Source organism: Anabaena sp. PCC 7938, assembly GCF_049315035.1.
In the GTDB taxonomy this organism is placed as follows: domain Bacteria; phylum Cyanobacteriota; class Cyanobacteriia; order Cyanobacteriales; family Nostocaceae; genus Anabaena; species Anabaena cylindrica.
On record NZ_CP186034.1, the window covers coordinates 94,508 to 116,401 of the forward strand.

General features: G+C 40.2%; 7 protein-coding genes and 2 pseudogenes. 8 read left to right on the plus strand and 1 reads right to left on the minus strand.

Translation table 11 applies throughout. The features are described from left to right. The first annotated feature begins 207 nt into the window (after window positions 1-207). The 8 genes and pseudogenes from ACOWPH_RS00480 (at window position 208) to fabF (ending at window position 20,208) form a co-directional block, all read left to right on the plus strand. Complete coding sequence (locus ACOWPH_RS00480; RefSeq protein WP_015213479.1) at window positions 208-9,480, plus strand: type I polyketide synthase; 9,273 nt, start codon at window positions 208-210, stop codon at window positions 9,478-9,480. Window positions 9,481-9,586: 106 nt separating this feature from the next. Beyond that, window positions 9,587-14,635: a non-ribosomal peptide synthetase gene (locus ACOWPH_RS00485; protein WP_015213480.1), complete on the plus strand. Its 5,049-nt coding sequence runs from the start codon at window positions 9,587-9,589 to the stop codon at window positions 14,633-14,635. Window positions 14,636-14,993: 358 nt separating this feature from the next. Next, window positions 14,994-15,965 (plus strand): hypothetical protein, encoded by a 972-nt coding sequence (locus tag ACOWPH_RS00490; protein WP_150110993.1) that lies wholly within the window; start codon window positions 14,994-14,996, stop codon window positions 15,963-15,965. Between the two features lie 566 nt (window positions 15,966-16,531). Then, the gene (locus tag ACOWPH_RS00495; protein WP_015213482.1) at window positions 16,532-16,972 is read left to right on the plus strand and encodes a hypothetical protein; all 441 of its coding nucleotides are present in this window, start codon (window positions 16,532-16,534) and stop codon (window positions 16,970-16,972) included. Between the two features lie 261 nt (window positions 16,973-17,233). Then, window positions 17,234-17,647: a thioesterase II family protein gene (locus ACOWPH_RS00500; protein ID WP_052334507.1), complete on the plus strand. Its 414-nt coding sequence runs from the start codon at window positions 17,234-17,236 to the stop codon at window positions 17,645-17,647. 48 nt (window positions 17,648-17,695) lie between these two features. Beyond that, window positions 17,696-18,280 (plus strand): annotated as a pseudogene (locus ACOWPH_RS00505) (3-deoxy-7-phosphoheptulonate synthase); the annotation flags it as partial. Window positions 18,281-18,693: 413 nt separating this feature from the next. Continuing rightward, window positions 18,694-18,939: an acyl carrier protein gene (gene acpP / locus ACOWPH_RS00510; protein WP_015213483.1), complete on the plus strand. Its 246-nt coding sequence runs from the start codon at window positions 18,694-18,696 to the stop codon at window positions 18,937-18,939. Window positions 18,940-18,945: 6 nt separating this feature from the next. Beyond that, window positions 18,946-20,208, plus strand: a complete 1,263-nt coding sequence (gene fabF, locus ACOWPH_RS00515; RefSeq protein WP_015213484.1) for a beta-ketoacyl-ACP synthase II — start codon at window positions 18,946-18,948, stop codon at window positions 20,206-20,208. A 27-nt stretch (window positions 20,209-20,235) separates the two neighbouring features. On the opposite strand, the pseudogene ACOWPH_RS00520 reads toward fabF, so the two are convergent. After that, window positions 20,236-21,623 (minus strand): annotated as a pseudogene (locus ACOWPH_RS00520) (transposase). Between the last annotated feature and the right edge of the window lie 271 nt (window positions 21,624-21,894).

The window sequence follows — 21,894 nt, forward strand, 5'->3', positions numbered from 1 at the left end:
CAGATAAAATATTGAGGAGTTGCAGGAATACTCTAACAATCGATAATAATAAGCTGATCGCAGTATTCAGGACTCAAATTTTCAATTACTTTAGTTAATTTCCAGCTTTTCTCAGATAAATACCCTGATTAATTTGTACCCAATTAGGGAATAAAAATATTTTCCCAGCCCACAGTTCTTATTTTCTCATACCAAGTAAAAGGTAGTATGAATGTGTCTTTTCCTAACTTGCAATTTTCTTCATTAGTAGAACTTCTACGTCACAGAGCTTTACACCAACCTGATAGATTAGCGTTTGTTTTTTTACAGGATGGAGAAATAGAGACAGCTAGTTTAACTTACCAAGAATTAGATACCCAAGTACGAGCGATCGCAGCTCATCTCCAATCTATCGGAGCTAGTGGCGAACGAGCTTTATTACTGTATCCATCTGGCTTAGAATTTATTACCGCTTTCTTCGGCTGTTTATATGCAGGGGTAGTAGCGGTTCCGGCTTATCCACCAAAACAAAATCAAAAGCTCACTAGATTACAGTCAATCATTACAGATGCCCAAGCCAAAGTAGCTCTGACGACTAAATCTTTATTTGAGAACATTCAAGGACGCTTTACCCAAGATCCAGAACTCACAAAAATCGAAGTACTGGCCACTGATGAAATTACCCAAGAATTAGCCACCAACTGGCAAAACCCGAAAGTAGACAGCAACATTTTGGCTTTTTTGCAATATACTTCGGGTTCCACTGGTACACCAAAGGGAGTCATGGTGAGTCATGGCAATCTGTTACAGAACTTGGAGTACATTAAACAGGCATTTGAACTTACTCCTGATACGGTGTCTGTGTCTTGGTTACCCGGTTTCCATGATATGGGTCTAATTGATGGACATTTACAACCTATATACACAGGATTTAAATGTATCCTCATGCCCCCTGCATCCTTTGTGCAGCGACCAATTCGCTGGTTACAAGTAATTTCCCGCTATCAAGCTAATCATTCCGGTGGCCCCAACTTTGGTTATGACCTTTGTGCTAGTAGCAAACTCACTCCAGAACAAATAGAATCCCTCGACTTGAGTCATTGGCATAGCGCTTACAGTGGTTCTGAACCTGTGCGTAAAGAAACAATGGAACGGTTTGCCACTAAATTTAAACCGGCTGGCTTCCAAACTAAATTTTTCTACCCCTGTTACGGATTGGCGGAATCTACCTTGATGGTTTCCGGTGGCAACATCCAAGATGAACCGATTTACTTTCAAGTCGAAGCCGAAGCACTCGAACAAAACCGTATTGTTTTAGCTAACAAAAATACCAAAAATATTAGATATTTGGTAGGGTGTGGCCACTCTTGGCTAGATACGCAAATTCTCATTGTTAACCCAGAAACAATGGAGTCCTGTGCCGCTAACGAAGTTGGAGAAATTTGGGTTTCTGGTTATAGTGTGGCGCAAGGTTATTGGCAAAGACCAGAAACGACAGCACAAACATTTCAAGCTTGTTTAGCAGACGAACAAGGCCCATTTCTCCGCACTGGTGATTTTGGATTTCTGCACAATGGTGAGGTGTTCGTCACCGGACGCGTTAAGGATATGATTATTATCCGGGGTCGCAACCACTATCCCCAGGATATCGAAGCGACGGCGGTCAAAAGTCATCCAGCTTTACGAATTGGTTTTGCGGCAGCATTTGCTGTGGAAGTAGATGGCGAAGAACAACTTGTTGTGATTTCTGAGGTGGAACGGACTGCCATTCGCAAACTGAATATCGATGAAGTGGTGAAAACTATCCGGCAAGCGGTAACTGAGGAACACGAACTTCAAGTTTATGCTGTGGTACTGCTCAAGCCTGCAAGTATCCCTAAAACTTCTAGTGGGAAAATTCAGCGTCATGCCTGTCGCACCAAGTTTTTGGAGGGAAATCTAGATGTTGTGGATATGTGGCAAAGTAGCCAAACTCCCACAGCCAAGATTGAACCTCCTCGGCCATTGCAGACTTTAAACAAACAAGCAGAAACAATCCAAGCTTGGTTAGTAGATAAAGTTGCACAGCAGTTAAAAATTGCACCGCAAGTCATCGATGTTCAAGAACCCTTTGCTCGCTATGGTGTAGATTCACTAGCGGCAATGATGCTGTCTACAGAATTAGAAGATTGGTTGCAGTTGAGCCTTTCTCCGACTTTAGTTTATGATTATCCCTCCATTGCTACCTTAGCTGCACATTTAGCCGTGGTGGTGGAAAATTCCCAGCCAGAAGAAGTGGAGGAGACAAGCCAAGAGAAAGAACCCCAATTTCCCGATGCGATCGCAGTGATTGGCATCGGTTGTCGTTTTCCTGGGGCTAAAAATCCCGAAGCCTTTTGGCAATTGTTACAAAATGGTACAGATGCCATTGTCGAAGTACCGAGCGATCGCTGGGATATTCATCAAGTTTATGATGCCCAACCTGCAACACCAGGGAAAATGAACACCAGTTGGGGTGGATTCCTAGAAGATGTGGATCAATTTGACGCTGCTTTTTTTGGCATTAGTCCCCGTGAAGCCGAAAGTATAGACCCGCAACAACGTCTAGTTTTAGAAGTCAGTTGGGAAGCCATAGAAAATGCCGGGATTGCTCCACAAAAATTAAAAGGCAGTCAAACTGGAGTATTTATCGGCATTAGCACCAACGATTATGCACGATTGCAGTTTAATCATCCCAGTGGCACTGATGCTTACTTTGGTACTAGCTCTGCGTTCAGCATTGCAGCTAATCGTTTATCTTACTTATTAGATTTACGCGGGCCAAGTTGGATAGTAGATACCGCTTGTTCTTCCTCACTGGTGGCGGTGCATCAAGCTTGTCAAAGCCTCCTGCAAGGAGAATCAAAACTAGCTTTAGCTGGTGGGGTAAATCTCATCTTAACGCCGGAATTAACGATCACCTTTTCCCAAGCGCAAATGATGGCAGCAGATGGTCACTGTAAGACATTCGATGCCAATGCCAACGGTTATGTTCGCGGTGAAGGCTGCGGTATGGTTGTTCTGAAGCGCCTCAGTGATGCCCAGAAAGACGGAGACAATATTCTCGGTGTGATCAGAGGCTCGGCAGTTAATCAAGATGGTCGCAGCAACGGATTAACAGCACCAAATGGCCCTTCTCAGCAAGCAGTTGTTCGTCAGGCGTTAGCCAAGGCGCAAGTCCAGCCTGCACAAATTAGTTATGTAGAAACTCACGGTACTGGTACTCCTTTGGGAGATCCCATTGAGGTGAATTCTTTAAAAGAAGTACTGACCCAGGGAAGAACGCCTTCATGTATCTGTTGGATTGGCTCAGTCAAAACTAATATTGGTCATTTGGAGGCTGCATCTGGAATCGCCAGTTTAATTAAAGTAGTTTTGTCCTTACAGCATCAAGAAATTCCGCCTCATCTACATCTACAACAACTTAACCCTCATATCAAAATCAAAGACACAGGCTTGTCAATTCCCACTCAACGCCAAACATGGACTAAAGGTAAAGAACAGCGATTTGCTGGCGTAAGTGCCTTCGGGTTTGGTGGTACTAATGCTCATTTGATTCTAGAAGAAGCACCACAAGTAAGTCACAAAGAACAAGAATTTGAGCGTCCCCAGCACTTACTGACGCTTTCTGCTAAGAGTCAAACCGCGTTGCAGGAATTAGCACAGAAGTATGAGCAATTTTTAGCAACTAATTCACAAGTTGCCCTAGCTGATGTTTGTTTCACTAGTAACACTGGGCGATCGCATTTTGAGCATCGGCTGGCAGTGGTAACTGAATCTACGACCCAATTAAGCGAACAACTACGGACTTTTGCCAATTCTCAACCCAGTTCAGTTTTACTCAGTCAACCAGAAACTAGCAAACATCGTAAAATCGCCTTTCTGTTTACCGGACAGGGTTCTCAGTATCCTGGTATGGGTAGGCAACTCTACGAAACTCAACCAGTTTTTCGCCGCACCTTGGAACGTTGTGAGCAAATTCTCCGGCCTTATCTAGAGCAACCTTTATTGTCTGTGATTTACCCTGAGTCTGATAGTAACTCAGTGTTAAATGAAACTGCGTATACGCAACCAGCATTATTTGCCTTGGAATATGCCCTGTTTGAACTGTGGAAATCTTGGGGAATTGTTCCAGATATCGTTATTGGTCACAGTGTGGGCGAATATGCGGCTGCTTGTGCGGCTGGAGTGTTCAGTTTAGAAGATGGTTTGAAATTGATCGCCCACAGAGCCAAGCTCATGCAGTCCTTGCCTCCTAATGGCATGATGGCAGCAGTTTTCACCAATGAACAAAGAGTAGCAGAGGCAATCGCATCTTATCCAGAGGTATCTATTGCTACGGTCAATAGTCCCAAGCAAACAGTAATTTCCGGTACCAAAGCAGCTATCCAGGAAATTCTGCAACAATTGGAGTCTCAGAAAATTTCTGCCAAAGCTTTGAGAGTTTCTCACGCTTTTCACTCTCCTTTAATGAACCCAATGCTGGAGGCTTTTACAGAAATTGCCGCCTCAGTGCAGTTTAACGCGCCTAGCATTCCTTTGGTTTCCAATTTGACAGGCGAAATCCTCAGTCATCAAGATATTCCCGATGCTAATTATTGGTGTCATCATATTCGAGAAGCGGTGAGATTTTCCGCCGGGATGGAAACACTGCATCGTCAAGGCTATGAATTATTTCTGGAAATTGGCCCGAATGCCACCCTATCAAATCTCGGAAAACAGTGTTTACCCCAGGGAACAGGAACTTGGTTAACTTCTCTCACCAAAGAAGACAATTGGCAATCAATACTCAAGAGTTTGGCCACACTTTATACCCAGGGTGTAGATGTGGACTGGTGTGGATTTGACCAAGATTTTACACGTCATAAGTTAGCACTCCCCACTTATCCATTCCAGCGCCAACGTTTTTGGATTCAAACTGACGAAAGAAATCAGACAAAATTGGGTACTCAACCAGAACCACAGTTAACTTCTCCTCCTCTCGACCAACCAACATCGCAACCATATTTCTATAGCTGGCAATGGCAACCACAGCAGCTAGTGGAACCCAAAGAGATTTTATCTGGAGTTGTTCTAATATTTAAGGACGCTCAAATGGTTGGTAAAAACCTAGAAAAGTTATTTGACCCCGCAAAATACACTGTTTACTTTGTCACGGCCGGTCAAAAATTCCAACAAAATACAGAATGGCACTTTACTATTAATCCTGCCTCACCGTCCGACTATGAGCAACTGATTCAAACTTTAAAACAGCAAGGGCTGACAATTACAGCTATTATCCACCTGTGGAATTACCATCAAGCTGCCATCTCCCGATTGCCTATCAATGCTCATGATGCTTTACTGCAAGAAGGTATGTACAGTGTGTTGTATTTGGGGCAAGCACTGATTAAACATGATGCCAATTCTGCAATCAGTTTCCTGCTGTTAACTCAGGGTGCTTATGTAACCTCTGCTCATGAACATCTCCAGGGATTACACCAAGCAATGGGAGCAACTTTAGCCCAGACGCTAACCCAAGAACACAGCAACATTCAAACCAAGGTAGTAGATATTACACCTGCAAGTGAATCTTCAGAAACATTAGCTCAAATTTTGTATAAAGAACTGCAAACCCAACCAGATTCAGAAGGAATTGTAGTTCTCCGTCAAGGACAACGGTTGATCCGTACTTTAGAAAGCATGGAAATTTCTGCTAGTCAGGAATATCAGCCAGTCTTAACACCGGGAGATACTTGGTTAATTACCGGTGGTGTCAGTGATGTAGCCGCCGAAATCGCTCAGGGAATGGTCAGCCGCGCCCCCATTAATTTAGTCCTAACTGGTCGTCATCCCCTACCATCAAAAACAGAGTGGTACTTGCATCAAGGTGACGATAGCACCAGTAAACGCATCCGCATAATCCAAAACCTAGAAAAACTAGGGGCTACGGTGTTGTATTACGCTGTCGATGTGACAGATGCCGAAGGGATGCAGCAGTTAATGGTAAACATCCGTGAGCGCTTTGGGCATTTACACGGTGTTATCCACGCGGCGGGAGTACAGGATCGAACGAGATTCAAGTTAGCGCAAAAAACACCAGAAACAGTTGCTAGTGTGCTTGCTCCCAAAGTCGAGGGAACGATGATTTTAGATCATCTCACCCAAGACGAACCTCTAAAATGCTTTGCTGTCATCTCCTCAGCTGCTGCATCTAAGGCGGAATGGAGTGCGAACTTGGGAGATTATGCGGCAGCAAATATTTTCCTGGATAATTATGCCACATACCGCAGTCAACGAGGCGCACCAGGACATTCCCTCGCTGTTAATTTCTCCCTGTGGCGTGATAAGGGAATGGTCAAAATTGGTGGACAAAAGCTGGTGATGTGGGCGCAAGTGAAAGGATTAAAGCTTCTAGAAACAGATATGGCTGTAAATGCCTTTATTACAAGTTTGTCCTCGGACAGTTCTGTGATTCACATTATAGATTTGCTGGAGTTAGAAACAACTCAAGTGTCGGCAGAAAAAGAAAATATTTCTGCGCCTCCTCCAAATATGCGCCGTCTAGTCCGGGAAACAATTAGTCAATATTTGGCGGTTCCCCAACATGAAGTAGAAGGATATCGGTCTTTTCCAGAGTTGGGACTAGATTCCCTGGGGGCTGTAGAAGCAATCAAGCAATTGAGTTTAACTCTCAAACAGCAATTATCTCCGACATTATTCTTTGAGTATGGAACACCAGATGATTTAGCAGATCATTTAGAGAAACAGTATGGTGCCTCAATTGTCTCATCGGCAGTCACACCAATCAACAAGCCCAAGGTTGAGCCTCCAGTAAAACATTTAATGGCTCAACCATCAAACTTCAAGTCTATGGAAGTTAAGCAACAAGATATTGCGATTATTGGTATGGGATGTAAGATTCCTGGGGCTGATAATTTAGAACAATATTGGCAGTTGTTGAGTGAAAAACGCTCCGTGATTCAGGAGGTTCCGAGCGATCGCTGGTCAGTAGCGGATTACTATGAGGAGAATGGCACAACTCCATATAAGACTTACTGTAAACGTGGTGGTTTCATTGAAAATCCCTTTGACTTTGACCCCATGTTTTTCGGGATTTCGCCACGGGAAGCCACAGTCATGGACCCGCAACAGCGAGTCTTTTTAGAGGTAGCTTGGCAAGCACTGCAACAGGCAGGATACGGAAGTAGATACCGCACAAAAGATATTGCTGTCTTTGTTGGTGGAGAACAAATTAACTACATAGAACACTTCTTCAATTATCAATACTACTCCGTATTACAGCAGCGTTTGCAGAATAGTGCTTTGTTTAAGCGACTCAGTACGGCTGAACACAAAGATTTGTTGGATATGCTCTCAGAAGTCCTCCAACCCAGTGAAATGCTCCCCGAAGCCACGGCTGGTAATGAGTTAAATCAAATTGCAGCGCGGCTGAGTCATTGTCTGGATTTGATTGGTCCGAGTATGGAAGTGAGTACGGCTTGTTCCTCTTCTTTAGTGGCATTACACCTAGCTTGTGAAAGTATACGTGCAGGTGACACAAGCATGGCGATCGCTGGAGGAATTAACCTGAACCTGAGTCCTACGCCTTTTACATTCCTCAGCCGAGTCCAAGCTCTTTCGCCCACAGGTGAATGTTACCCGTTTGATAGCCGTGCTAACGGTATGGTTGTGGGAGAAGGTACAGGGGTAGTAATTCTCAAACCCTTGAGAAAAGCCTTAGAAGATGGCGACTATATTCACGCCGTTATCAAAGGTTCAGCGATCAACAACGATGGACATTCTCAAGGAATCACCGCCCCAAAACCTGAAGGTCAAGCAGAAACTATCCGTAGAGCCTACACTAAATTTGGCATCGACCCAGAAACTATTTCCTACATTGAAACTCACGGTACAGGAACAGCTTTAGGAGACCCCGTAGAAGTCGAAGGTATGACCAAAGCTTTCCGTGATTTCACTAATCTTAAAAGTTTTTGTGGTATCGGTTCTGTCAAGTCTTCTATTGGTCACTTGTTAGCTGGTTCCGGCATTGTCAGCTTGATTAAAGTAGTATTGGCAATGCAACACGGCAAGATTCCGGCAACTGTGGGTTTTGAGCAACCTAATCCACACATCAACTTTGACAATACACCATTCTACGTAGTGGGTGGACAAGGTAAACCTTGGTCAAGCAATGGCGAATTATTACGCGCAGGTGTGAATGGATTTGGATTTGGTGGTACTAATTGTCACGTGATTGTGGAACAATCGCCTCTCTCATCAGCCATTAAATCCCCAGAACCAACTTCTTCTCTGTCTCCCCATCTACTATGCTTAACTGCACGTAATCAAAAAGTTCTCAAGGAAGTTGTTCAACAGCTTCATGAGCATATCATCAAACACCCAGAACAAGAATTGTCAGAGATTTGTTTTACTCTCAGCAATTCCCAACGCGAACTTGCTTACAAGACTGCGTTAGTTGTCAACGACCGTCAACATCTGTTGGATTCCCTAAATGCCATTTGTTTAGACCAAATCAATTCAAATGTGCAAATTGATCGTTCTAATCCGCAAAAGGCAACACCAACTTACTTAGTTTTAGATAATAGTTCAAATCTCACACCTGAAGACGCAAAACTATTAAGCGATCGCTTTCCAGAATTTAGAAAAGCCTACGCTGATTGCGAATTTCTCTGGAGACACACCGTGAACAGCGACTTTAGTCAAAAAGCACATACTTTTGCTGCACAATATGCTGTGTGCAATTTATTAATGTCTCTCCAACTGCAACCAACTGCTTTGTTAGCAGAAGGTATAGGGATTCTAGTAGGAGCTTGTTTAACTGCAACATTATCACTGAAACAAGCCATAGTTTTACTAGCGAATTTAGAAGAAAAGCAAATTAACAAATCTGTTGAAGAACCCCGATTAGAAGCCACTTCACTCACAGTTTGGACTTGCCCAATTGTGACTTCATCAGAAGTTCTCAAATCTTCTAGTAATTTAACTAGCGAAAAATTGCAGTCACTTTTACAAGTATCTGGAGCTTTAAAGATTGCAGATTGCCAGGATGTATGTAGTGAACATGGCGCATACTTATACCTAGGAGATTCTGCATCTATCAAGCAACAACTAGGTATTACAGATGAGCTACAAGTTTGGATTCAAGCACAGAAAAAATCAACAATTATAGATTGTTTGTTGACTATGATATCGCGGTTATATGTTGCAGGAGTTCAATTTAATAGCGTGGCTCTATTCCCTAAAGGACTGCGTAAAGTACTATTACCAACCTATCCTTTTGAAAGGAAAACCTATAAAGCACCAATTTACTACAGTCAATTGGAAAATTTGCATGATATTCAGCAAGCTTTAAATATGGATTGTTTGGTTTTAGTAGAACAACTGCCACCACTATCACACGAACAACGTTACTCTAGTTACAAAGCTTTAATCGAAAAATTTGGATTCAGTTATCCCTCTCTTGATAATTTGCATAACTAATATCTAGTGGTTAGTTATTTTCAGCAAAAAATAACTAACCACTAATAAATGCAAAAACAATAGTTGTTGAGTTGAAAAAATATTTTACTAGGATTTCGGGAGTATTATGAACATCGAAAACTTGCAACAAAAAATCTTTAGTTTAGTAGTAAAAATCACAGGACATGATGTAGAAGATTTAGAACCAGATATGTATCTGGAGGGTGATTTAGGGCTAGATTCTATTAAGATGGTGGAACTACTCAACAACTTTATTCAATTAGTTCCGAAAGCCAAACAAGCTGAAGTTTTACAGATTGTCCCTATGGAACAATTAATGCAAATCCAAACTTTGGCAGAAATGATAGAAATTGCTCAAACTTGGATAACTGTGCAACAAACAGGTGAATCTCCGCTAAACTTTTCCTCACCTCAAACTGCTACTGTGTTGTCGTCCCATCCCGAAGCAAACATAGCACAAGAAGTGCCAATTATTGATTCCCAATATATATTTTTAGCTGCTCATTGGGCTGTATCTACTTGTAGTCTCTGCTCGACGTTGCGTTTGCATGGTGCTTTCGATACCCAAGTTTTTCAACAAAGTTGGCAAGAACTCCTGACTCGTCACCCGATGCTGAGAGCATACTTTTCTATTCCTACAGCAGCCAGCAGTTTCCAGGATTATCGACTAATGATCCTTGACAATCTTACACCTCCAAGCATTTCCATTACTGATCTTAGAGAATGCGATCGCCAAACTCAAGAGTCTTGCATCAATGAGGAAGTCAATCGTTGCATAAATGCGGAATGGAATTTAGCGGAGTGGCCTTTACACAAGTTTTTTGTCTTTCGGCTTGCAGATTCAGTCTATGAAGTCTTTTTTACAAACCATCACATTATTTCTGATGGTCTAAGTAACCAAATCGTGTTACGTGAGTTTATGGAAATTTATGATGCCAGACTAAATCACAAAGAACCAATCTTACCACCTCCCCTAACAGTCCAAGAATACTGTGAAGTTGCTAAAAATCTAAACAGTTGGCAAAATCAACAAGCAGAAACATCTCTGCAAACATATCTGACGAAGCAAGGCAAAAATAAATTCTTCTGGAATCCTCAAAGTAATTCTCTCAGCTATACTTCTGCTCGTTATCGTCATGTGTCTCATCGTTTAAGCTCCGATGTGACCAATGAATTACTCAACCGCGCCCGTGAATGGCGCTTACCCTTAAATTCGTTGTTGGTTGGCGCTTATTTAAGAGCAGCATCGCAGTTCGCCAAACTACCAGAATCTGTCATTCTCAACACACCTACCAGTGGTCGTGTTTATCCTGGGGTCGATATTCCCCAAGCAATTGGCTGTTTTGCCCAAAATCTAGCGTTGAGTTTTCCCGTTGGGAGAACTTTAGTTAATGGAGATTGGCATAATTTACTACATACCATTCACTCAGAAATTCACAAAGGACTAGCAGAAAATTATGACTGCGCTCAAACTCGTCTCATGGGAATGTGGATTAGAGACAAGTTAGCACTAGAAGATGGCAAAATTCCGACTACGGCTGCTAATTTGTTTCAAATGGGTGTCAAATCTAACTTATATCTCTCAAATATTGGTCAAACCCATATCAAATCTGAGTATAGTTCACTCAAGGTTCTTAATTATCGAGCCGCCACTGCTACCAACTTCGGTACTGTAGATACGTTAGTAGAAATATTCGATAATTGCTTGCACGTTAGCAGCAGTTATGATGACAATTTCTTCAGTGAAGCTTTCATCAATACCTTTTTACAACAGTTGATTGCAGAGATTAAAGAATTCGTATCTCTGAAAATTCAACCGACTGTAGAAAGTCAGCCACAGTCAACTCTACCAACAGACACTCGCATCAAGTCTATCCTCCAGCAAATAGCCACAGAAATTTGCCACGGGTTAATCTCTGATGAAGCGTTAGATCAAGATTTAGAAGTGGATTTGGGGATCGATTCACTAGAATTGATCCGCATCATTACTAAATTAGAAAAACACCTAGGAAAGGTAAATCGTCAGGTTTTACTATCTTGTAGAAGTCTGAGAGAGATGATTTGTGTTCTCAGTCAAGAACAAGTACCAACAACCAATCAAGCACCTATCTTCAATCTGAATACAACTGTGAATCAGCAGCCCATAGAAATACCCTACCTGGAAATAATTGAACAAGTCCAGCGCACACCCGATGCCATAGCTATTATTGATAACAATATCAAACTCACTTATCAAGAATTGCATCGTTTGTCCAACCAGATGGCTAATTACTTAAAAACTCTGGGCGTTAAGCCTGGTGTTTTGGTAGGAATGATGCTTAATCCTGGCTATCAGATGTGGATAGCCATACTAGGTATTCTCAAAGCAGGAGGTGCGTATGTTCCCTTAGATCCCGCTTATCCCAATGAACGAATTCAATACATACTAGAACACGCTGAAGTCCAAACCTTATTAACTGAGCATCGGGTAAATTCAAAATTAGCAGAATGTCTCACAGCCCAGTTACCCTTGTCTACCCTAGTATTTTTGGATGAAGGAGAAGCTTTTACTGATAGCAAAATTTTAACTCAAGTTAGTAAAAACTCATGGTCTCATAGCTCAGAGCAAACTCCTCCCTGTGTAAATACTTCTCTGGACTTAATGACGGTATTATACACATCTGGTTCTACAGGTCGTCCCAAAGGAGTCATGCTTAATCACCAGGGGTATATGAATCGGCTCAACTGGATGCAGAAGGCCTTTAAATTATCCCCTGGAGAACGGGTTGCACAAAAAACATCCTGCTGTTTTGATATCTCTGTTTGGGAAATCTTCTGGCCTTTAATGGTGGGAGCAACAGCTTGTCCTGTAAAACGGGAAGTCGTGAAAAATCCCTGGAGTTTAGCTCAGTGGATCAATGACATCCAGATTAATATTATGCACTTCGTTCCGTCTTTATTTGGCGAGTTTCTCGCGGCTTTAGAAGACGAATCGCAGACATTTCCCCATTTACGCTGGTTAGTGTTTAGTGGTGAAGCTTTACCTGTATCTTTCATTCAGCGTTGGTTGGATAAGTATGGTGATAACGTTGGGTTAGCCAATCTTTATGGGCCGACAGAAGCATCTATAGACGTGACGGCTCATATTATTACTGGTAATGTCAAAGAACAAACTAGCATCCCTATTGGCAAAGCGATTGACAATGTTAATATCATCCTCCTCAATGAACAAATGCAGCCTGTGCAGCCAGGAGAATTAGGAGAGTTATGGATTGGTGGTGTACAACTGGCTCAGGGTTATATGAAAAACCCGGAAAAAACAGCACAATCTTTCCGCCCCAATCCCTTTGCAGACATCAACAGTAAATATTTGTATCGTACAGGTGATTTAGCTAAACAATTACCAGATGGCAGTTTTGAATATCACGGACGAGTTGATCATCAAGTCAAGATACGTGGTTTCCGTGTAGAACTGGGAGAAATTGAAAATGTTCTCAACAGCCATCCTGATGTGCGTGAAGTGGCGGTGGTAGCAATAGACTATGACTCAGGTCAGAAAAAACTAGTTGCTGGTGTAGTAGGTCAGCAAGTGGAAAGCAAACAAATCAAAGAATATGTGGGGCGCTGGTTACCTGATTACATGATTCCCCACCGAATCGAATTGTTAGCTAGTTTACCTAAGAATCATAATGGCAAACTAGACCGCAAAGCGATCGCAGCTATTCTCAGTGGTGAATTACAAGAAACTACTCAGAAGAATTCTGAAGACGGAGAATACTTGCCTTTAGGCCCTGCACAACGCTGGATGATGAAATACTTTGAACATCCCTATCAATGGACTGGTTACACTCGTTTTTTTTACCACCAACCTTTAGAACTCGATGTTTTCAATCAAGTTCTGAATTTACTCATAGAGCATCATGCTATCTTGAGAACCATCTTTGTCGAAAAACAAGGTCAATGGCAACAAAAAATTATTCAGCCAACCGCCCCCTCAAAGGCAGTTGTCTACGACGGTAGTCATTTAAAAGCTGAAAAACGTGATGAACAAATTCGGAGCTTAATACAACAAACAGGAGAACAACTCCAACTGGATCAGTGGCCACTACTGAAAGCGATTATTGTCAAAGTTAATGACTCATATTATGACATTATCCTAGTAGGGCATCACTTAATCGTTGATTTACTCAGTACAAACGTAATTTTTAACGAATTTTGGTTAACTTACAGCCAAATTTTAGGAAATACAAATGTTGCTAATCTGCCAACATCTCCTAAATCTTCCTATAGCGACTATATACGTCTATTGATGGCAAAAGATCAACAAGAAGATTTATCTAGTCATATCTATTATTGGTTGTACCAATTTCCTTCTGAGAAATCAATATTTCACATTCCATTTGATTACCAAAAAGGAGACAATATCGAATCTTCTGCTGCTCAAAAAAGATTCATTTTACCCAAATCCCAAAGTAGAATTTTATTAACCAAGGCAAAACAGTACTATGGCTCTAACCTTTATTATCTTTTACTTGCGCCTTTGTATCGTTTGTTGGCTGAATGGAGTGGAAAAACAGGAGTAGTATTAAGTCACCGTTCTCACGGTAGAGACTTGGGTGATAATCACAGATTTTTCGAGAGTGTGGGGAATTTTGCAGTCAATTTCCCAATGGGTATACAAGTTCCAGAAAAAATAAAATGGGAGCAATTAGTCAAGCAAATCAAACAACAATTTGAATGGCTACCGATGAATGGTGTGTCCTTTGATTGGTTAGCTGATCAATTACCTAGTTATATGTATCCCGATACTAATTTAACGCCTGTGAGAGCTAATTATTTAGGTAATCGCACTGTTCCTTCCTCTGAGGTATTTGAGTTTATTCCAGAAGACTGGGATCGTCGCTTATCTCCTCCTCAACAAAAACGTACAACTTTGTTGGAGTTTTTCTTTACTTTAGTGAATGGTACCTTAGAGGTGGAGATTGAATATTCTAGTAACTTCCATCTATCAACAACTATTGATCAGTTAGGTGAACGTTATTTAGAACTAGTGAGTGATCTGGTTGCAATAGTACCTGTGACCTCCTCAATAAAGGAAAATAATGATCTTCAACCTAGACTCAATTCTAATCTGCAAGCTAATTTGCATAACAGTTTGCAAGAATTAACAGCATAACTGATGAAGATTAAAACAATGTGAAGTAGGGAAAAGGTCAAAAATTAAATAGCAGCAGTATAATTTTCCTCCTTTTCCCAATCTCTATTTTCCAGTTATTTCCTGTGTAGACAAGTCACCCATTTTCTTAACAAATAGTGTAACTCACCATTTTCAGAGAATTTACCATCCAATATATAATGGATGATTGCAAATTCTTAACCTCAAAATAATTTAATAATAACCCCTGAAATGTTAGTATACACAACTTGTAAAAAATAGAAAAAAGATGTGATTTGCATTCAATCAAAGTACTGTTAAAGTACTCATGGACAGTGATAAAATAATTACAATTGGAGTGAAATTTCAAATGTTTACTATGCGTAACTACAAATTTGCAATGCTTCTTGGCATTACTTCTACCGTTGCATTCGTCGCTCCCTCACCTGTTGAGGCAGCAACTTTTAATTTTGACGACTTGCAATTTCTCACCTCAAAGCCACTGGATTTTACATACAGTCTAGATTTTTTAGGAAGACCATCGGACAATCTGGGTACTTCCGGTTTTTTCAATCTTGATCCCTCAGCGGCAGATGTTGGTCACGCAGATATCAGTTTAAATGCGACAGGTAATGGCGCTCCTTATTACGTGACAGGTCGGCAAGCAAGTCCAGAAGAGCCTTTTAGTGGTGCTCCCAGAACAGCAGACCTTACTGGAATTACAGGTTTTCCAACCTTAAGCAGCTTGTTTATTGACAATACTATTGATTTTAGTAATTTGGGATTTGGCTTCGGACAAAAAAGCGATCGCAGTTTCACTACTACATGGAACTTGGGTGAAGATATACAGGGTCAAGATTGGTTTGGTACTCCTGACAGCACAATTGAGGAAAGAATTTACAGAGCTAATTCAAATGATGTTGAGCTATTCCTTTCCTTTGGGACAACTACAATCATTAGTTTTGGTTATTCTGACTTGTTTGTCGCTCTCGATTACGGACCTACACCAGCACTTGGGGATGATATTGACGTTGCTTATACTAACCCCATTAAAGCTACAAAAGTTACTGGTCTAAATCTATTTGAAGACGCGTTAGCTAACGCCTTCTTACAAGATGTTGCTGTTGGTGGTGGTAGAGTTCAATTAGTGCTGGAAGATAACCAAGTTGATGAGGATGTTAGTTTTGGTATTGGTAACGGATTTGGTGTATTCAACTTGCGGTTTGTCGGCTCTTTGCGAGTAGTTACAGTACCAGAATCATCCTCCACATTAGGGCTATTGATGTTGGGTGCTTTAGGTACTGCTTCATATCTCAAAAAACAGCAAAAAGCCAAAAAAAATCTGATTTAAGTGAACTGTGCAGAGAAATTACCACAGATATTACTCATGGGTGATGCCCAATTGATTTAAAATAGTCTGTTTTTACACCAACTTGTACAAGGAGTGCTGATTACTGAAAAATGAAATAGAAATTTTCAGTAATCAGCGCCCATAGCCCAGAAATTGTGACTAAAAAAGGTAGAGATTCGAGTCCATAAGCCAAAATACAAACTTTTCGCTAGTGTTTCATGTCGAATCTGATTAATACTTGGTTGGGCATTGCAGAATCAGAGCATGAAATTACTTTCTTACACTCATATTCTTTTTACCTACTTTACAGGAAGCTACTCTGTAGCTTGGCATTAATCTTCATCCTACGTTTTCAATAAAAATAGACTAAAACACGTATTTAGTTAGCTTTCACTGACAGTTTATTTTGGTTCTAGAACCAGCTAGGAAAAGTATTCCCTAACTACATCCATAATTCTAATTCTCTCTAATTAGGTAACAGATACATATCAGAAAAGTCTTGCTGTATCTAATTTTCTTAATTGTGAATTAGGATAAATTCAACAAAATCAAACCGGATTACTATTATGTCTACAATCACTCCTACTCCAATGATGTCTGTATCTACTCAATTAGAAAATCCTCAAATTACGTCTACAGCAACTTCAACACCAATAACATCTGTATCTACTCCAAAAAGAAATCCTGAAATTCAGAAGGGTTTCAATCTGCTAGGATTAAAAGTATCGGATATTGAGTTAAATGAGCTGCAACATGGTAATATCATTTCACTAGAAGATAGACGTTTAAGTGAAATTGGTTCAGTTTTGATACTTGCAGAAGCTCTCTCATCATTGCACTCAGTCAAAAATATTACCTTTAAAGACTTACCAGAAGTTGTGACAGAATCTTTAACCTGTTCTGGAATTCCCGTCCATCGTTGGAATTGTGATATGTTGGGTAAATGTTACCTGATGCTAACTTTAGTAGATGGTAAACCTGCATTTAAGATATCATCTCACAAGTAAAGTAGATGTTGGCAAGACTTTGATCAAATTTACTGCGATTTTTTGAAAGTTTAAAAGGGTGCGCTACAGTCCCTAAGAATCATAAGCTGGTTATGAATATGGGACATCAGTTATCAATGTTTAGCCCACCCTTTTTTGTATATTGAATTAATGGGTTTGTCGCCGCCACAATACTCTCTTGAATTGTTAGAAAAAGGCAAATAACTCATATTCAATACACCTTGATTTGAGACATCATTTCTATTAGCATTGAGGGAAATCATGGTCAACATAAGTAATGAAATTATCCGTTATCAATCCTATTCTATATTTTGTTTTCCTTATGCTGGAGGTAGTACCTCAACATATCGTCAATGGTCAGAGATATTACCATCAGACATTGAAGTTTGTCCGGTACAACTTCCTGGACGAGAAAACAAATCAATGAAGTTTCCTTTTACTCATGTTACGCAATTGGTTGAGAATTTATTACCTGTTTTAATCCCTTATTTAGACCTTTGTTATGCCTTTTTTGGTCATAGTATGGCAGCTTTAATTAGTTTTGAATTAGCTCGTCAAATCCAAAAAAGACACTATCTAGAACCTCAACATTTATTTGTTTCTGGTCGTCGGTCTCCTCTTATTCCATCCTCAGACCCTCCTATTGATCAGTTACTTGATACTATTTTTTTATAGGAACTGCGTCTTTATGAGGGTATACCAGAGGTACTACTCCAAAATTCCGAAATGGCAAGTGGATTATCCATACCAGTGGGTTTTAAAAATGGTACTGATGGTAATATTCAAGTTGCTTTTGATGCTATGCAATCAGCAAATAAATTCCACCATTTTTTGGGAATTGACCAAATGGGTAAAGTTTGTACCTTTAAAGCTAAGGGGAATATTTATGGTCATATTATTTTACGTGGAGGAGATGGTAAACCTAACTTTGATGCGCCAAATTTAGCTTGGGTAGAAAAAAAACTAGAAGGTTTAAATTTACCCAAAAGAATTGTTGTTGATTGTAGTCATGGCAATTCATACAAGGATCACAAATTACAAAATAGAGTCTTTAAGAATGTTCTAAACTAGATTATAGATGGGAATGAATCTATCGTTGGTATGATGCTTGAATCAAATTTGTATGAGGGAAATCAAAAAATTACTAGGGACATAAAAAAATTGCAGTATGGTATATCTGTCACTGATAAATGTATTGGTTGGGAAGAAACAGAGGAAATTATTCTATCTGCTCATCAAAATTTGAGTGTAGATAAATATAATAGACTAGACGCTGGTGGAATTTCTGTGTCTGGAATTTCTAGGTAACAGATGCTTGCAGAAGTCAGTTAAAGGTTGTTTTAATAGGATGTTTCTCTTAGACTACTATTTGATTTAAGTGCAATATAAAACCCGAATTTCTCACCAGATCAGTAGGTTGGGTTGACGTAAGGAAACCCAACATTAAGATATCGGTTAAGCTTTCAGTATCATGTTGGGTTGCGCTACGCTTAACCCTCTTTTCACTTGCGAGGAGGCGACTATAATATAACTCATTCGATTAGTAAGCTCTATCTAAAATTAATCTGATTATATGCCAATAATATTATTAATAAATGTCCTGGTTTTTCAAAATATTTTCTCTTGTTTTATGAAAATCATTATTATATATTTTAAGTAACAAATATTAAATTCTTTGAACATTAGAAAGTCTTGAAAATAATCTAACGAGGAGGTTAATAATGACTAGACAAGAAATATTTACAAAAGTTCAAATAGTTGTTGCTCAAGAACTAGCAAATGAGCAACAAAAAATTACACCGGATGCAAATCTTACTCAAGATTTAGGAGCAGATTATCTGGATTTACTAGCGATGTTTCAAGCATTAGAAGATGCTTTTGGAACAAAAATTCCAGACGTAGAAGCAAAGCAATTAATCACAGTGCAACAAGTTGTTAATTATATTGACCAAAAAGTATTTATCTGAATTCTAATGATGATGATTAATAAAAATTTAAGACGGGTTGTAGTTACAGGCATGGGAGCTATTACTCCTTTAGGCAACACTGTTAAGGAGTATTGGGAGGGATTAATTTCAGGAAGCAGTGGTATTGGTTTAATTGACCAATTTGACACTTCTTTGCATACTTGTAAAATTGCAGGTGCTGTTAAGAATTTTGATCCCTATGACTATCTAGAACGTAAAGATGTTAAACACACATCTCGTTTTGCTCAATTTGCAGTTTCTGCTAGCCTTCAAGCGATCGCCAACGCTGGTTTAGAAATCAATGACTCAAATGCTACTCAAGTAGGCATTATTCTCGGTAATGGGATTGGCGGTCTCGCCGTTATTGAAGAACAGCAAAAGAGTTTCCTGGCTCACGGGCCTAGACGCTGTAGTCCCTTTACAATTCCCATGGCCATCTCTAACATAGCAGCTGGAATGACAGCAATTTATACAGGAGCTAAAGGTCCAAATTTTTGTACTGTTACTGCTTGTGCAGCTGGATCTAATGCTATTGGAGAAGCCTTTCGCTTAATTCAGACAGGTCAGGTTCAGGCGATGATCTGTGGTGGTACAGAAGCAGCAATTACGCCTTTGTGTATAGCGGCTTTCGCTTCTGCTAAAACCCTATCAACCAGAAATGACGACCCCACTCGCGCTTCTCGTCCTTTTGATGCTACAAGAAATGGTTTTGTTATGGGAGAAGGATCTGGCATTCTAGTCATAGAGGATTTAGAACACGCTTTACGTCGTGGAGCAAATCATATCTATGCAGAGATTGTTGGTTACGGGATAACCTGTGATGCGTATCATATAACTACTCCTATTCCTAATGGAGAGGGAGCAACAAGAGCTATGGAACTGGCGTTAAAAGATGCTAGATTGTTTCCTAACGAAGTAAGTTACATTAATGCTCACGGCACTAGCACTACAGCCAACGATGTCACAGAAACCTTGGCTATTAAGCAAGCTTTAGGAAACCGTGCCTGGCAAATTCCTATTAGTTCTACAAAGTCAATGACTGGACATCTGTTGGGAGCTTCTGGAGGAATTGAAGCTATTGCTACAGTGTTGACTGTAGGTCTAGACTTAATTCCGCCGACAATCAATTTAGACCTGCCAGATCCCAAGTGTGATTTAGACTATGTGCCTCATGAAAGCAGAAGTCAAAGAGTAGATATTGCGCTTTCTAACTCTTTCGGCTTTGGAGGACATAATATTTCTTTAGCTTTCAAAAAATTTGAGGACTAATTCAATACTATAGCCAAATTACGAGGGTTAAACGGCTGTAGAAGCATTGTGAATACGACCAAGAGAGGTTAGTTTGGCAAAAATCTGGGATAATAAAATAGGCTCAGGCTGTTGCGGAAGCATTTTTAACATTTCCCGAACATATCGAAAACCCCGACAATAAGCCTTTATATCAACAATGCCAGAGCCAGGATTATCTTCACGAAACTGAGCAAGAAGATAATGAGACTTTCTTGACCATAAAAAAAGAAAGATTAACAGCATTAGTCACAGCAGTTTGACCTCTGTTCATAAAATCTTCTAATCCCCAAAAGTGTTTGGCATCCCGGAAATTAAATTCAATTTGGAAGCGGAGTTTATAGTAGTCGATTATTTTCTCATAAGATAAAGTTATGTCACTAGAAAACAGAATTACGTGACTGCAAGCATTAGTTTTTAGATTGGTTTTTACCAAAATCACTACATTAAGAGGCTGGGCAAATTCTTTGTGCAGTAAGGTAGCTTGATAAGTATTGGTTTGGATATCTTCTTCAATACTATTTTGACGCAAATATTCACCAGGAATATTACGCCAGTCAAATCTGTCTCCCTTCGGGTTCAGCAGTCCCCTGCGACGGGAAACCCGTCTTCAGGGCTGCTTCACCGTATTTACGACGAGAAGGATGATGAGGATCAGAATTTTGGTAAGGTATATATAATGCCGAATCGTGGCGTAACTTGGAAATTATGTGTAACTTTACCTGCCTAGCCATCTGCAAAGCATTATTGTTCCCAAAGTGACCGTCTACGACTAAGTAGGTGAGAGGAATAAAGTCAGTTACTAACTTGAATAACTCATTAATCATCTTCTGAATTCGTAGTAATTCAAATGTGAAAATCACTTCCGTTTTATTTTTATTCTTACTTCCTTTAGGTCGTCCACGTCCACGTTTTTCTTGGGGTTTTATTTCCGGGTTTGGTGAGACAATACTTTTTTCTACATCGCTCTTGATTAACTGTTCTATCTGAATCGGAAATGAGTGTCTTTGTTGAACACTTACTAATGATAAGGTAAAGAAAGATAGCCCCGATATTGGTTTGCTTATTAGACTGGAAAAGAACCTATCTAATCCATAGGTTTTTTTCCCGGCTTTGCTTATTACCACCTCGTCTCCTGCGAGCAGATAAACATCCTTTGGAGAAAACAAATGCCGCCGAAAAAACACCCAAAATAATGTTGCCCACGGTATGACTGTCCGAAAGAATCTGATTACCGTCCGATAACTACCACCACTAAGCGTCCAACGCGATATTGCCAACATTGTTACTCGCCCGCTCATAGCTAACATAGCCATGATGATCTGGCTCAATCGCCGCATCGTCGTCACTTTTATTTCTGGTAATAGGCATTGCAACAGTGCTAGTATGTCAAACATGGGCTGTGTGTGGCTTTCGAGTTGTCGTTGTGGAAGACTACAACTCTACTACATCAGCCCTCTTTTTATACTCTTTTTTTGGCTACAGTATTGGGGGAATAGAAGCATTTATTTGTTGGTCCGTTGGGTTTGGTGCAGTGGACATTATGCGTTAAGTGGATGCCAAGTGCAGTCATGACAAAGTTGTATTTTTAAAGCAATAAATAAAAGTACAATCATAGTATATTTTTACTAAAATGTATTATGGAATTGGCTGCTGTCAGCAATTCCA